Here is a 13,500-nt window from a genome sequence, read left to right on the forward strand (position 1 = left end):
AACCCGGCTCGTGGCTGGGCTGGGTAACAGGCAGTTTCCCTCGTGCGTCCCCCAGTCAGCGCTGGCCTGGGCTCACCCAGCCTGAACCTTGGTGTGAGGAAGACCATGATGGGGATTTTCGAAATTGGCTCTGTCCGCAGTTTCGTGAGCCCGTTCAGAAGGAGCGGTAGATCCCCTCGGGATCACCGTGAGCCCATGCCGCGTACTCTTCGAAGCCCAGATTGCCGATGCTCTGGTTCGCGTGGACGTCGTGGAGCCCTGCGGGGACGGTGCGGAAACCGCGACTGAACTCGGTCAGTTGCTCGTAGTCCTCCTCGTCCACGCACTCCTCCCGCGTCAGTGCGGTGACCGCTAGCAGCGGGTGGCTCTCGGCCACCTTCCTGACTGCCGCGACCACCCGCTCATCGGCCCGCCCCACCGCCGACCGTTAACGCTCGGAGGGGGGTTTGTTGGTGTACGTGACGGTGGCTGGCCTGGGGTGTTGTGGGTTTGCTGAGAAGTCGAGTGGGCGGTTGGGTCGGGGTGGGTTGGGGGTTTGAGCTGGGGTTGTGTCTTGTGTGCTGAGCGGGGCTGGGTTTGTTGTGGGTAGCTCTAGCGTGTAATGGCTCGGTCGATGTTTGTGCTGGTCAGGGCTGTTTGTGCTGGTGGGGTGGGGGGTTAGCGGCCTCGTGTGCGGGGGCGGTGGTGGGTTTCGGCGAGGTGGTCGAGCGTTACGGCGTCGAGGGCGTTTTTGGTGATGCGTTCGGTGCCGTCGTGGATGGCGGTGATGGCGGGTGAGGGATCCGATGCGGCCGGCGGTGCGCTGGTGGAGGTAGGGGGCGTGGCGGGGGGGGGTGCCGGGTTGGTGGTGGTGGAGGTCGAGGGCGTTTTCGATGTCGGTGATGACGTCGCGGAAGGGGTGGCGGGTGCCGGGCGGGGAGGGGGCCGCAGTCGACGAGCGTGGCCCGTCCGGCGAGCTGGGCGCCGCGGGTGCCGGTGAACAGCGGGGTGTCGGTGACGTTGATGCCGGCGTAGACGAACGTGGCGGGGAGGCGTTCGGTGAGGTCTTTGAGCAGGTCGGCGGTCTGGGCGCCGGTGGTGGTGCGGGGGTTGAGGCGGTGGATCTCGTCGATGAGGACGAGTTGGACGCCAGCTTGGGTGTAGGTGTGGCAGACGGCGTCGGTGATCTGGGTCTGGGTCATGCGGGTGGTGACGGGGATGCCGAGGTAGCGGGCGAATTCGGTGATGAGGGTTTTCGCGGTGGCGCCGGGAGGGACGAGGACGTAGGCGACGGGTGCCGCTCCGTGGGCTGATCCGGGGGGTGCGGGGTTTTTGCGCAGGTGGGCGAGGTGGCAGGCGCGGCCGACGTTCAGCAGGGCGGTGGTTTTCCCGGCCGCGGCGGGTCCGGTGACGATGAGGGAGGGCCGGGCGGTGGTCTGCTGGTGGCGGCCGAGGATCATCAGGGTGCGGACCTGGGTGGTGAGCTGGCTGATGGCGGGGGTGCGGACGGTGACGAACGCGGAGTGGTAGGCGAGGCGTTCGTCGGTGCTGCGGGGCGGGTCGCCGGGTTGGGGCGGGGCGGGCGGGTCGGTGGTGGCGAAGCGGTGCCAGCCCTGCCAGGTGGTCAGGGGCCAGGACGGCTCGGCCGTGCCGTTGCTGACCGCGTCGGCGGGTGCGCTGCCCGGATGGTGCGCTGCGGGGTGGCGGCGGGGGGTCACACCACTTGTCGGCCTCCACGTATGCGTCGTGGAGGCCGAATCCGGCGGCCGCGGCGGGGCGGGTGTCGTCCTCGGGGAGGTCGTCGAGGTCATCGATGCTGCCGTCCTCTCCGTGATGGGCCGACTCACCGGTTATGGGGCCGGTGCCGTATTGCGGGTGCCGGGCGGCGGGAACCGGCGGCGTGGTGGCGCGGGCGAGGAGGGCTTGTTCGGTGGTGGTGGCGTGGCCGCTGTGGACGCGGCGCATGAGCTGGTCGAGGGCGTCGGCGAGGCTGGCTTCGTGTTGCTGGCTGTCGTCGTGGTTGTTGTGGTGGGCGTGGGTGCGGATGTGCTGCCAGGTGTGGTCGTTGAACGGCTTATGGACGTGGTCGCGGTGGATCCAGGGGATTTCGGTGAGGTGGCCGTCGGTGAGGCGGATCCAGATCTGGCGGACGTCGTGGGGGTTGTAGTGGATCTCCCATTTCCCGCCTCGGCCGGCGACGGGGGAGGCCTGGCCGCGGTAGGGGGCGAGGAGATCGTGGTCGTAGGTGCGGTGGTGGATGGTGATGCCGGCGGGTGTGATGGCCTGCCAGCGCACGGGCAGCAGTTCGAGGTAGTCGCGTCCGGTGAGCGGGACGGGGACGTGTCCGGCGACGGCGACGAGCGCGGCCCACATCTGGTTCGGGGTGAGGGCCTTCCTCGGCATCAGTGGGTGGCGGAGGCCTTCGTGGGGGCGGTGGTGGTAGTGCACCAACCACTCATCAAGCAGGTCCTGCAGTTGGGGGACGCTGTAGCAGGCGTCTTTCTCGGTGTCGGGGCCGCGGCGGGTGACGTCGGATCCGGTGTAGCCGGGCAGGTGCTGGCAGAACAGGTGGTTGATGGTGCCGAAGGTCCGCTCGACGATGCCTTTGGCGGTGGGGGCGTGGGGCGGGGCGGGCTGGACGCTGATGCCGAGGTGCTCGCAGGCAGCGGTGAACGCGGCGGAGACGAACACTTTGCCGCGGTCGACGACGATCGTCTCGGGCAGGACGACCGGCCGGGCCGCCGCGCCGGCCAGGCGCTCATCCAGCGCGGCCAGCCGCTGGTGGGGGAGTGCGGGGGCGTGGTCCATGCGCAGGATGTCCGGCCAGGTGGGGCGGGCGGGGTGGGGGACGGCCATCTCCGCGAGCAGCAGGGCCGCATCCACGGCCTTGGTTGCGCTCGGGCACAGCACGGCGGCGAGGATGGCGCGGGTGGCGACGTCGACGGCGATGGTGAGTTCGGGCCGGGCCAGGCGCCCGTCGTCGAAGAGGGCGAGGACGTCCAGGCGGGTGGTGTCGACCTGCACCTGTTCACCGGGCCGCAGCGCCGTAGCCTGGGTGAAAGCCCGCCCGTCGACGCTCGCGGGCACCTGCCGGACAGGTCCGGAGGGCAGTTCGCTGGGTCGGGCCAGCGCAGTGACCAGCCGGTACAGCGTGGCCTGGGACGGTGCGGGCACCGTGCCTGGGCCGTGCCGGTCCTCAAGGATCTGGTTGATCAGCGGGAACAGGCCGTTGATAGTGCCCTTCGAGCGGCCGCGCCGGCGGCGCAGCGCTTCGCGGACGGCGGCGACGACCCGCTCGTCGGCCCGCCCGGTGGGGCTGGAGGCGCGGGTGGTGCGGTGGTCGAGCAGCCCCCACAGGCCTTGCTTGCGGTAGGCCAGGCGCATGCGCTGCACCGTGGTGCGCGAGACCCGGCCGAAGCCGAGCGCGGTCAGCTCCTCGGCCTTGGCCTGCTCCCGCTCGGCCAGCGTGTGCCGTTCGGGGTCGTACTGCTCCCGTACCGTCCCTTCGCTGCCAGGCCCGCCAGGCAGGCCGCGTTCGACCTCCCGCACGTGCCGTTGCCAGGCCAGCGCCTTTTCGCGCGCCGCGGCGGGGGCGGTCTCGAACAGGCCCCACTGCGGTGCCGCCTGAGGCGCATCGACCCCGACGACGGTGAAGCCGGGGTCGGCGAACAGATGTCCAGCGAGCACGACCTCACCACCGCCGTCCGGGCCGAGGAGGTGGATGTCCTGTCCCGAAAGTGCGACCACCTGCCACTTCACGTCACGGAAGCGGACGTGAGCACCGACCTTCACGGTCGGCCTGGCATTGCGCCGCGCGCTCACCCGGCACCTCCCTTCTTGCCCGGGTCGCTCCAGCCCTGCGGGCCGACGAGGACGCGTTCGTGCAGCGGCGTGTTCAGACGGGCGGTCAACCGGCCGTGCCACAGAGCGTGGAAGACGGCGGGCAGGACTTCGATCGGGTCGCCGACCGCTTCGGTGCCCTCGAGCAGCGGCCGCGGCCGCATGAACGCCTCGACGACCGCCGCCATCAGCCCCGGGCGGCCGGCGTTGCGGGGGTGGCGGTATCCGGCCAGCCATTTCAGGTTGGCGGCCAGCGCGTCGTCGAGCGGTGGGATGCGTCGGTAGGTCCAGCCGACGTCCGCGCATGCCTGCGCCACCGCCTCGGCGGCCTTCACTGCGCGTTCGCCGCCCGCGTCAGGGTGGCCGGGGCAGTCGGCGAGCAGCGCGGTTCCGTCGGCACGGCGGGCGAAGAGCTGCGGCACCCAGGAACGCACCTGCCCGCGGCGATTACGCCACAGCAACCGCACCGGCCGCCCCGCCAGGCCCGTCACATCCCTGTCGCGGTCCAGCACCATCAGCTGGGCGCGCATCGCATTCGACCCCGCGGCCACGTGCCGTCCGGTGGTCGCCGACCACCACAAACCCGGCCCCCACCGGCGCCCCGGCACCACCGGGAACGCCGACACCGGCGGCAAGTCCTCGAACGCCACGGTCATGGCGGCATCCGCCCACCGCTGCTGCACCGCCTGCCCCACCGGGTCGAGGAACACCGCCTCGAACCCGCCCAAGCGGCCCACGGCCGCCCGCCCTGCCCGGCTCCGGGCTGCTCCTGTACTGATCACCCGCGCCAGCCAAGCCGCTCCTGCCCGCCCGGACCGCTGTTTTCAGTGTTTCTGCCACGAACGAGTGTCGTATCAGCTAACAGCCGACTCGCCCCCGGCGCGCGGGCTCAGCCGCCGCTCTCCTGCCCGCCCGCGGACAGCATCTTGCGGAGCACCTCGACGGGCATGTCCACCCACCCGGCGACCTCCTCCAGGGGCACCCCGCCGTTCACCGCCGCCACCGCGGTCCGTTTCCAGGCGTTCTCGATCAGGCCGGCGCTGTGACCGAGCCCGCGCAGCAGCCGTCGGGCGACGTCGGCGGTCGGTCCGGTCTGCACCCCGCGCAGCTGCAGCAGTTGTTCCTCGGTGCTGTCGATCGTGCTGGTGATCAGCCTGCGCTGCTCGGCGGGCACCGCAGTCCGCCACATCGTCCCCGAACCGGGCGCCTTCTTCTCCTTGCTCAGCACCCGCAGCTGGCCGGCCATAGTCGAGCTGTGGTGTTCCTGCCGCAGCCACCACGGGTCGTTGTCGTACCCAGGTGGCCCGCCGGCGCCGCGGCGAAGGCGGATGACGCTGCCCATCCACGCGATGAGCGGCCCGCCGTGGTCCGTCGCGGCCAGCGGCCCCAGCCATCCCCGCCCCAGCCGCTCACCGAGCCTGCGGCAGAACCTCCCGTCGGCGGGCAGGGCCCTCGGCCGCCCGGCACCGCTGTCCACCCACACGAGCTGTGCCATGGCCGGGTCCAGCAGTGCGTCGGCCACCGCCACCACCTCGGGGAAGACGAGCGCGTCCCGCCCCACGATCCGCCACCGCTCCAGATCACCGCCGGCATCTCCGCCCGCGACCTGGTGCAGACGCCGCGGCCAGATTGTCTCCCGCTCCCACTGCAGGGCCTGCTCCCACCACCGGGCCACCACCCCATGCGCCAGCGCGAACACCCGCTCCGGCTCTGCACCGGCCCGCACCGCTCGCCGCGCCACCGAGGCCCACCGCCGCTGCGCCGCCACCACCTCCGGCAGGCCCCGCAGATCGAGGTGCTCCAGCGGCTGGTTGGCGTCCGCGTCCAGCAGCCACCGCCCATGCCGAACACACGCCCGCTCCCACCGCGGCACGTACCGCACCACCCGCAGGATCGTCCCCGTACGTCGGGCCGCGCACAGGCGGCAGCCGAAGGCGACCGGCCCGGCGACCGCGCCCCCGGTCCGCCACGCCGCCGTCGGCACCCCGTCCTTTCCGGACGACAGCTTGGCGTCCTCCTGTCTCCAGGACGACAACGCCCGCGCCAGGACGTCTTCCTCGACGCCGCACAGGCCTGCCAGGAGTTGCCGTCCGGGCGTGTTCAGCAGTACCTCGGCGTCGGCCCGCGCGCCCCCGCCTTCGTGCCCCGGCGGGTAGTTGCGCCACTGCCAGCACGACCGCAACACCTTTGCTTCCATCCCATAGCGGCCTGCGAGGCGGCAGATCAGCGATGAGGTCGTCTCCCTCGGCAGGGGAGCGGTCCGCAGCAGGCCGGGATGATGGGTCACTCCACCACGGTCTCGTGTCCGCCGTCCCGGGCGGGGGCTTTCGCAATGGATGCCCAGCGGAATCCAGGGGCAAGCCGGTTCCCCGAGAACGGCCGCCTGGCGCCGTAAGGGCAAGACCTTGCCCTCATCGCCGGCCCCAATGCAATCAGTACGCTACTCGTACGGTAAACGTACGCTATCTGTACGGTTCGTGAGATAGGGTGTTGCTCAGGAGGTGCTTCCATGTCTGAGCTGTTCGACGCGGTCGACGCGCTGGTTGCGTCCCGCGCCGTGCTGCCGCCGCCGGCGGAGCGTAAGCGCCTGCGTGCCGCGCACGGCCTAACGATCGACGAGGTGGCAGGTGCGCTGAAGGTGCGGCGGGCCACGGTGTCGGGCTGGGAGTCCGGCAAGACCGAGCCGCGCTCGCCGGAACGCGAGGCGTACGCCCGGCTACTGGACCAGCTCGCGGAGCTCTACCCCGCCCCCGCCAACCCTGCCCCACCCGAGCAGGACACGGCGGTGCCCGAGACGTTCACAAGCGAGCCCGACCTTGCCCCGGAAGCGCGGACTCCGACCGCAGTGCCGGTCTCCGAGGCTGCGGAGACGACTGCAGCCGAGAACGCCCAGAGCGCTGCTCCTGTTGTCGCCGCTGTTCCGGGGACTGCGCCGCGTCCGGCGCGCACCACCAGGCCGTCGTCGACGTCGCGCCGCCCGGGTGCGAAGAAGGCGGCCCCGGCCGGCACCCCGGCAGGCGGCACCGACCCGCGGTTCGAGAACGGGCCGCTGGCCGTCGTCGACGTCGAGGATGGGAAGGTGCTGGCGTACTGCGTCGGCGGCCTGGTCCTGGACGTGCCCGCCAAGTCCATCCCGTCCCTGGTGGACTGGACGCTGCGCGAGGCGAAGCTCGGGCAGCCGAAGCTGTCCGGTCCAGGCAAGGACGCCGATCCGCTGCTGGTGCTCACCCCGTCCGCGCTCGAGCGTTACGGCCTGCCCGCCACGCTGAGCGAGGAGGAGCGGCTGGCCGGGCGAATCCCGGAGGGCCACAAGGTCATCAAGCAGCTGACCCGCGCGGAGTGGCAGCTGACGAAGCGCGGGTTCGGGCCGTGGGCGCGGATCTACCGACCGGCCAAGGGCTCGGACCGCCAGTGCGTGCAACTGTGCGTCCCGTCCTGGCACGCGCTCGACTCCCGCCACTGGGGCCACGCCGCGCAGCTACCGCCGGCGGAACTCGCCCGGGTCCTGGGCGTGTACGCGTCCCGGGTGATGACGCCGCGCGGCTCGACCGCGGTGACCGGTCTGGAGCTGATAACCGCGCTGCACCCGCCGACGCGGGCCTCCGAGCCGGACGCCGATGGCAAGCGGCACTCCGAGCACCATCCCGGCTCGCTCGGCAAGGACGTCATCGACCCGATGAACTGGCCGCCGTGCGAGGTTCCCGACGGCCACCCGGTCCTCAAGGACCTGCCTCGCTTCCATGTGCGCGGTCCCGGCGAGAAGCTGTTCGAGGAGGCGTACGACTGGGCCCGGCCGATGACCGATGCCGAGTGCATGCTGCGTCACCTGGTCGGTATCGACGTCAACATGGCCTTCGCTGCCGGCGCCAACGGCCTGACCGTCGGCCTGGGCGAGGCGACGCACGTCAAGGCCCCGGCGTTCGACCCGAAGCTGCCCGGCTCGTGGCTGGTGGACCTGTCCCACGTCGATTTGTCGCGGGTGAAGGTTGGCAAGGAGTGGGTGGAGCTGGACGGCAGCCTGCTGCCCTCCCCGTTCACGCCGAAGGGCGAACACCCCGCTGGACCGGCCTGGTACGCGACGCCCACCGTTGCCTACGCGGCGGAGCTCGGCTACGAGGTACGCCCGTTCGAGGCATACGTCCGCCACGAAAGCGGCCGTTACCTGGACGGCTGGTACCAGCGGCTGCGGGACGCCTACCTCGCCACGATGGCCGACCTCGGCGTCGACGCCGACTGCACGCCGGCCGACTTCCTCACCACGATGGACGGCTACAAGGCCCGCGACCCGGAGCTGGCGATCGTCGTCTCGGCGGTCAAGGCGACGGTCAAGGGCGGCCTGGGCAAGCTCCGCGAGCGCCCCCGGGGCGAGGGCTGGAAACCCGGGCAGCCGTGGCGCGCCCTGTCCCGGCCCACGTGGCGGCCGGACATCCGGGCGGCGATCATCTCCCGCACCCGCACCAACCTGCACCGCAAGATCGTCAAGCACGCGGCGTTCACCGGCCAGTACCCCGTCGCGATCCTGTCCGACTGCGTCGTCTACGCCGCCAACGGCACCAGCCCGCTGGACTTCCTGCCCTACCGCCAGGGAAAGCCGCTGCCCGGCGGCTTCAAGCTCGGCATCAACCCGGGCCTGGTCAAGCACGAGGGCACCCAGACCGTCCTGTGGGGCGAGGAAGTCCGCGAGCGGTTCAACGCCCCGGAGCTCAACCTTGCCCGGTACATCAAGGACGGCACCGTCACCGACGTCGACAACGGAGAGTAGGAGTAGGCCAGGATGAGCCTGTTCGGGGACGGCCTGGAGGCCGCGGTGCAGAAGGCGTTCACCCGCCCGGCGCCCAAGAGCGCGGGTGCGCAGATGCGGTACCTGGTCAAGCAGCTCAAGGGCACCAAGGTGGTCGCCCAGATGCTGCGGGTCTCCCAGCGCACCGTCGAGCGGTACGTGAAGGGCCAGATCAAGAAGCCCCGGCCCGAACTCGCCGCGCGCCTGGAGCGCGAGGTGAAGAAGCGGTGGCAGCCGCAGATCCGCGCCAAGGCCAAGGAGAAGGCGGCCAGCACGGGCGGCATCGTCATCGACACCCGCGCCCGCATGGGCTACACGGCCCCGATCGGATCGACGGACCAGGACCGCATCCGGCACCTGACCGTCGCCCTGCCGCCCGTCTACGCCGCCCGCCTCTTCGACGCCCAGGAGGACGGCGTCACCGACCAGCAGCTCCAGGAGATCGCCGCCGAAGCGCTCAAGGAGGTCTACTTCCAGGACAACGGCCGCCGCGCCGGCTCCCTGGAGGAGGTCCGGTTCACGGACATCGAGCACCTTGACGCCCCAGTTCCGCCGGTATCCGGTTGCCCGTCGCGGTCCGGGCCCGTAACGCCTCTGCGTCATGCCCAGCCCACTCCCAGCTTCCGCAGCGCCTCCAACTGCTCCCGGGTGAGCTTGTCTCGCCTGGAACGGACATTCGATGTCCATACGCCCAGCTTCACAGTCGCCGGCTCGCCGTCGACCGTGATCTCTTCGCTGTGGCCCCTCGGTACCGGCCGGTCCGCGCCTTCCCGCTCCACCCACTGCGTGAGGGCCGCCAGTCCCCGGTGGAACGCCGTCTGCGCCTTGCTCGGGCCCTTCGTCGCACGCGCTGCTGTCGGGGCGGGAGACGGCGCCTGGTCGGTCTGTACACCCAGCTTCGACAGCCGCTCCTGCTGCTCGGTCGACAGGTGCTTCCAGGGGCCTGGCTTGCGCTGCTGCTGGAGCCATCGTCCGATGTCGTCGCCGTCCATCAGCACGCCGGGCTTGATCTCGGGCAGGCCGCCGTCGGCGTCGACCAGGTCCGCGAGGACGCGGTAGTGCCGCTGCCAGTCCAGCGGCCACGGGCAGTTCCAGTCGGGGTCGATGGCGGTCAGCTGCTGCGCGCGGAGGGCGGCTCGTTCGGGGTTCTTGCCGAGGCCGCCCGTGCGGCGGAGGTTGGCGATGTGCTGCCCGATGGGTACGGGCCCGTCGCCGGCCGGATTGTCCCAGACGGCGTCTTGCCGGGGTGCGAGGTGGCCCGTGGCGCGCCGGTAGGAGCGGAGCGCGGCGAGCTTGGTCTCCCACGCTTCTTCGCCGGGTTCCCAGACCATCCCGGCCTCAGGCGCGTCCAGCAGGGTCTTGCGTCGCTCCTCCAGTTCCCCGGCTCGTAGCGCTTTCCGCTGCTGGTGGACCCATCGGCCAAGTGGAAACGCCTTGGTCGCTCCCACCTCGGTCTCTACGTCGTAGGGGACGGCGTACAGGCCGGTGATGCCGTGCTCCTTCCGCCACCGCAGCAGGGCTTGGTAGCCCTCGAGCCACACGAGGGATTCGGGTCGGTAGACCCGGGTGCGCAGGAATGCCGCGATCGTCGCGGCGTCGCGTGGGGTGGAGAAGTGCAGCAAAGACGACTCGACCGCACCGTCGCCGCCGTCCTGCTCCTCGGCCCCCTCGCCGTCGGCCGTGACGATCCGGCCCTCGGTGTCGCGTTGGATGTGGGTCTTGCGCTTGCCGCTGGTGAGCGCGCGAGAGGCGAGCTGTTCCACGAGTCGTTCATCATGCGAACGCAGGCCTTGGAGCACAGCGACCAGCCCGGCATACGAGGTGCTGGCGACCATGTCCGTGGGGTCTTCGCCGGGCTTGAGGAAGACGGGCACGATGATTCGGGCGACCTTCGTGGAGCCGTCGCGGTTGAGCCGGAGGGCCCGGCCGATGTTCTGCACGATCTCGACCTGCGAGCCGCGGGTATCGGCGAAGCAGACGGCCTCGACTCCCCGTTCGCCGGTGATGTCGACTCCTTCGCCGAGGACGCGGCAGCTGGCGAGGAACGCCCTGTGCACCCGGCGCCCGGTGGCGTCGATCCCGTTGGCGAACTGCCGCAGCGCCTCACGCCGCTCGGTGACGAGGTGGTCGCCGCACAGCCACGCCGACCACACCCGCTCCGGCGGCACGTGCCGTCCAGCCTCCAGCTCGTACAGCTCCGCGCCGATCGACGACGCGGGCAGGTCCTCCGCGGCCGCTAGGTCCTCGTCCGAGGCATCGCGGGCGTACAGCGCGGCTGCCGTCTCCGGCAGCTTCTCCGCGAACGCCGCCGCCTCCTCCACCCGCTGGTGGAAGGTCATGACCGTTCGCAGGTTGTACGCCGCGGCGTGCTCCAGCAGTGCGGTCTGCAGCAGCGCGAGGCGCCGGCCCCGCCGCGCCTCCTCGGATTCCCCGGCGATGGGGGAGGGGTCGTGGATCTCGAGGACGTCGATCTCGAATCCGGCGAGGATGCCCCGCTCGATGGCCTCCGACAGCCCCAGTTCGGCGCGGGGAAGCCAGGCCCCGAAGGTGCCGTTCGGATCGTCGGCCATGCTCGCGAGCTCCACCTCCTGGCCCTCCTTCCCGCGCTGCGGGCGGGGTGGGGCGAGGATCCGCGGGGTGGCGGTGAGGTAGAGCCGGAAATCGGCGGGGATCCGCTGGTTGTCGTGGATCGCCGCCCACGGCCGACCAAGATCACCCGCGGTTGAGTGGGCCTCGTCCACGATGGCGAGGTCGAACGGGGCCATGCGCTGGCCATAGAGCTGTTCCCCGCCCGCCAGGGCAGCTTCCAGCGGCCCGCGCACTGTCCGCTGGCCCGTTGGGTCCTCCGGGTCCTCGCGGTCCACCAGGGAGGCGTACGTGGCGAACACGACCACCGGCCCGGACCCGGCCCACAGCGCCAGCTGGATCGCATTGGTGGTGGTGCGCACCCCCAGCGAGCTCAGCACCGGGTCGTTCTCCAGCGAGCACACCGCAACCATCGGCGCCCGATGACCGACCGCACGCCACGCCTGGGCGGTCTGCGCGAGCAGGTCCAGGGTCGGCACGGTCACCAGGATCCGCCCGCCAGGGAAGCACTCCAGCGCGCTCGCGGCAGCCGTGATCGTCTTACCGGATCCGGTGGCGGACACCAGCGTGCCCCGGGCTCCCCGGCCGGGAACAGACGATCTTGCAAAGAATTGGACCCATTCCCGAATGGCCGTTTTCTGGGTCACCTGATGTTCCCGGAGGCTAATCACAGATTTCGACCTTTCCTTTTTCCGGGCGAAATCAGGTTCTTCCACCACGTGCCCGTGCCCGAAGAGACCGCGCCCCCGTCGGGGGCAGGAGCGGGGTAGGGGAACCTGTCGATCCCACCGCGTGCAGGCAACTCGTGCTCGAAGTCGCAGGCGGCTACGGCCTTGAAGCCCCCGCGCCACAGCGCCTCAAGCACAGCGGTGACGGCCCGCACCACCTCCTCGGCCGGAGCTCCCTCGGGGGCCTCGCACTCCAGCACGGTCGGCCACTGAAGGAAGTCGAAGGGGTGGGCGCGCCGGCCTGTGGCGTAGTCGTTGGGCTCGCCGTACACGCGCACCGGCCCGACGGCCAGCTCCGCACTGTCGTCCTCAACGAGGCCGAGGGCGTCTCGAAGTCGGCCCAGGACCCGTGGAGCGGCCTCCGCGTCCACGTAGATCGAGACATCTTCATAAGAGTCCGGGCCGAGGGGCGAAGACCTGCGGTCATGCGCCATGCGCACTCCCTTGAGCTACCGCCAATGCGAGTACGAGAAGGCGCGCTGCGTTCACCGGCCGAAGCGGCCCTTCTTGGGAGGCTCGGCCGGGACCAGTTCCTGTACGTGGACGAGTTCGGCCACACGGATGTTCAGGTGCTCGGTGTACGTGGTCGGCGACTTGTCGCCCTTGCTCCAAGACGACTCGGTCAGCTCCACGAGCCAGCTCGTCGGTGACGTGCGGAAGACCAGCCGGCCGCACGGGTCCGAGGTAGTGCTGCCCCACGGGGGACGGGTACGAGCGGTCTCCTCAGCGCGCGCAAGGGCCTCCTCCTCTCCGCTTTCGACAGGGATCTTGTCCACCAGGCTCCACTCCCCGTACTTGACCCGCTCCACCAGCACGTACCAGCCCACAATCCCGCTCGTCCCCACGTACGGCGACCACCGCCACGCTCAGCCCGGCCGGTGCCAGGTAATCATCCGCTGCCTGCGCAAAGTACCGATGCTACTGCGTCCCTCGACCCTGCTACCGGGTGTCCTTGCTATACGCCAATGCTACATGCTGCATCAAATAGAGATACAGATCAACGAGCCCCTCGACCAATCCCCTCCACAAGATCTCGCCCGCCCCTGATGGGCATCGCGTATCGGGGTACACGGTGCCGCATGGCACCGAAGACCGAACGCATCCAGTTCCTGCGGGCCGTGCGGCAACTGCGCCGTATCCGCTCCTTCTACGCTGCGGCCATTCTCCTGTGGGCAGGGTCCGCGGCCTGGACCGGCTGGCAGGCGCCGGGGAGTCGGCAAATGTGGGTGTCCGCTCTCCTCCTGGCCGTCTTCGCCGTACTGCTCGTCACCGCGACCCTCGCCCTGCGGCGCCTTGCCATTCCCACGACGGGCCGGCCCGCGCATCACGCTGCCTCGCACAAGCTGCCGAGCACCCGCCGTCACGCCCACGCCTGAGGGCCCATCACCCCGCCCGCGAGTCAACCGAGCCCCGACGTAGTCTGCTGACGGCCTGTTACCTCACCACCGCGCCGTCCCTGCAGGCGCCCGGACCGAAGGCCCGTTGACGGGCCCGCGCAGCGGGTCCGTCCTGTGGCGCGCAGTGCCACCAGGTGGCTGGAGCGCAGCGTAGGCCACCGCAGCTCCGGGAGCGCAGCGGACGGAGCGT

9 protein-coding genes and 2 pseudogenes are annotated in these 13,500 nt (G+C 70.9%); 3 read left to right on the top strand and 8 right to left on the bottom strand.

What is annotated here, in order from left to right:
* Nucleotides 1-154 precede the first annotated feature (154 nt).
* The 5 genes and pseudogenes from BZZ08_RS01960 to BZZ08_RS01980 form a co-directional block, all read right to left on the bottom strand.
* On the bottom strand, nucleotides 155-376 hold the full coding sequence (locus tag BZZ08_RS01960) for a DUF6924 domain-containing protein (RefSeq protein WP_241965328.1): 222 nt from the start codon (nucleotides 374-376) through the stop codon (nucleotides 155-157).
* 334 nt (nucleotides 377-710) lie between these two features.
* Nucleotides 711-1,790 carry an ATP-binding protein gene (locus BZZ08_RS01965; RefSeq protein ID WP_342210950.1) on the bottom strand — a complete coding sequence of 360 codons (1,080 nt, stop codon included), beginning with the start codon at nucleotides 1,788-1,790 and terminating at the stop codon, nucleotides 711-713.
* Nucleotides 1,699-3,801: pseudogene (locus BZZ08_RS01970) on the bottom strand (Mu transposase C-terminal domain-containing protein); the annotation flags it as partial. The gene BZZ08_RS01965 and the pseudogene BZZ08_RS01970, both read right to left, overlap by 92 nt.
* Entirely contained in the window at nucleotides 3,798-4,556 is a 759-nt protein-coding gene (locus BZZ08_RS01975) for a TnsA-like heteromeric transposase endonuclease subunit (RefSeq protein WP_104630328.1), read from the bottom strand. The pseudogene BZZ08_RS01970 and the gene BZZ08_RS01975, both read right to left, overlap by 4 nt.
* A gap of 152 nt (nucleotides 4,557-4,708) precedes the next feature.
* Complete coding sequence (locus BZZ08_RS01980) at nucleotides 4,709-6,106, bottom strand: DNA-binding protein (protein WP_104630329.1); 1,398 nt, start codon at nucleotides 6,104-6,106, stop codon at nucleotides 4,709-4,711.
* 222 nt (nucleotides 6,107-6,328) lie between these two features.
* Between BZZ08_RS01980 and tap the strand changes: the two genes are divergently transcribed.
* Both tap and tpg read left to right on the top strand, forming a co-directional pair.
* Complete coding sequence (gene tap / locus BZZ08_RS01985) at nucleotides 6,329-8,581, top strand: telomere-associated protein Tap (RefSeq protein WP_104630330.1); 2,253 nt, start codon at nucleotides 6,329-6,331, stop codon at nucleotides 8,579-8,581.
* Nucleotides 8,582-8,593: 12 nt separating this feature from the next.
* A pseudogene (tpg, locus tag BZZ08_RS01990) lies at nucleotides 8,594-9,139 on the top strand (telomere-protecting terminal protein Tpg); the annotation flags it as partial.
* 59 nt (nucleotides 9,140-9,198) lie between these two features.
* Here tpg and BZZ08_RS01995 read toward each other — a convergent pair.
* Genes BZZ08_RS01995 through BZZ08_RS02005 form a run of 3 tightly spaced genes read right to left on the bottom strand, consistent with a single transcriptional unit; the run spans nucleotide 9,199 to nucleotide 12,740 of the window.
* Complete coding sequence (locus tag BZZ08_RS01995) at nucleotides 9,199-11,856, bottom strand: DEAD/DEAH box helicase (RefSeq protein ID WP_104630331.1); 2,658 nt, start codon at nucleotides 11,854-11,856, stop codon at nucleotides 9,199-9,201.
* Nucleotides 11,853-12,347 carry a hypothetical protein gene (locus BZZ08_RS02000; protein WP_104630332.1) on the bottom strand — a complete coding sequence of 165 codons (495 nt, stop codon included), beginning with the start codon at nucleotides 12,345-12,347 and terminating at the stop codon, nucleotides 11,853-11,855. Before BZZ08_RS02000 ends, BZZ08_RS01995 begins: the two co-directional genes overlap by 4 nt.
* A 51-nt stretch (nucleotides 12,348-12,398) precedes the next feature.
* Nucleotides 12,399-12,740, bottom strand: a complete 342-nt coding sequence (locus BZZ08_RS02005) for a hypothetical protein (RefSeq protein WP_104630333.1) — start codon at nucleotides 12,738-12,740, stop codon at nucleotides 12,399-12,401.
* A 252-nt stretch (nucleotides 12,741-12,992) separates the two neighbouring features.
* Between BZZ08_RS02005 and BZZ08_RS02010 the strand changes: the two genes are divergently transcribed.
* Complete coding sequence (locus tag BZZ08_RS02010; RefSeq protein ID WP_104630334.1) at nucleotides 12,993-13,289, top strand: hypothetical protein; 297 nt, start codon at nucleotides 12,993-12,995, stop codon at nucleotides 13,287-13,289.
* Nucleotides 13,290-13,500: the final 211 nt, after the last annotated feature.

The sequence above is a fragment of the Streptomyces sp. MH60 genome (genome assembly GCF_002939385.1).
In the GTDB taxonomy this organism is placed as follows: domain Bacteria; phylum Actinomycetota; class Actinomycetes; order Streptomycetales; family Streptomycetaceae; genus Streptomyces.